1 pseudogene is annotated in these 1,282 nt (G+C 76.7%); it reads right to left on the bottom strand.

Features of this window, described 5'->3' with window-relative positions:
• Positions 1-1,282, bottom strand: a pseudogene (locus DQW06_RS25500) (transcriptional regulator); the annotation flags it as partial.

The raw sequence follows: 1,282 nt of genomic DNA on the forward strand, positions 1-1,282 counted from the left end.
CCCAAGTTCACGCGCGCCGCCAAGGCCGCCGCCGGTCCGGGTCGGTTCCTCCTCCAGGGCCAGGACCCGGTCGGGGTCGATGCCGTAGTAGCGGTTGTAGAGGCCCTGGCCCAGCAGGGCGGCGGCGGCCTTGGCGGCGCGCGTGAACTTGGGGGAGAACCCGCCCGTGAAGATGTCGGCGGCCAGTTCCTCCACGAGCGGCAGACGCAGGTCCGCGGAGCGGGACAGGGCGGACAGCTGGCTCACCATCGGGTTGGGCACGATCGTGCCGGGGAAGTGGGTGAGCACGCAGGAGCCCAGTGCGGACAGCAGTTCGGCCACCGTCTCACGGCGCGCCTCGGGGCCGGAGCGGTGGGCCAGCAGCGCCCGTGTCCAGGGCAGTTCGTCCGCGCGGACCTGGCTCTGCAGGTTGAGCAGGAGCAGGGAGCGCCTGCGGCTGAACGCCCGGTGGTGGGCGGCGAGCAACCGGGCCAGGGCGGGGTCCGCGGCGGAGGCGGCCTCGGCCTCCGCGGTGAGGGCGGGCACGACCTCGGCCATCACCTCGGCGGAGGGGATCACGCCGAGTTCCACCAGGTCGTCCAGGGGAGCGGCGGTGGCCCTGCGGACGACGTCGCCCAGGGCCCCAGGGATGGGCCAGCCCTCGGGCACGGTGCGCTCGCGTGCCTCCTCGGCGGAGACGGGGGTGAGCAGCTTCGCCGTGTGCGGGGTGCCGACGGCCCGGGGGAGCGGGGCGAGCCGGTCGGCCAGCAGCGCGGCGAGCACGTCGTGGGTGGGGCGGGCTGCGTGCTCGGCCTGTCCGGCGCGCAGGGCGGTGTGCCGCTCGGAGCCGGGCAGGCCGCGCTTGGCCACCATCGAGTCCACGGCGTGGCGGAGCAGGCCGCGGCGGCGGGGGGTGAGTTCGGCGCCGGACTCGGCGACCGCCTCGCGCAGCGCGGCGAGCAGGATCGCGAGGTTCTCCTTGGGCTTGCGGTGCTTGGTGCACAGGGTGTGCTCGGCGGCCAGGCGTTCGTACTCGGCGAGCAGGGCGGCGCCGCGGCGGGTCCAGCCCGTGGGGCGGTGGGCGTCGGCGCGGCCGTCGCGGACGGTCTCCAGCCAGTGGATGAGGACCCGGTCGGCGAAGGGGTTCCACACGGCCAGGGCCTCCTGCTGGGCCCGGGGGCGGCTGGTGGCCGGGTCGCGGGCGGCGCGTTCGGCCAGGGCCTGGCGCGCGTCGCCGACGCTCTGGCGGAAGACCGTGCGGGCGGGCAGGTCCTGGCGGGGCGCCGGGCGGGGGGTGAGGCAC

This window comes from Nocardiopsis sp. TNDT3, assembly GCF_003427465.1.
Classification (GTDB): Bacteria; Actinomycetota; Actinomycetes; order Streptosporangiales; family Streptosporangiaceae; genus Nocardiopsis; species Nocardiopsis dassonvillei.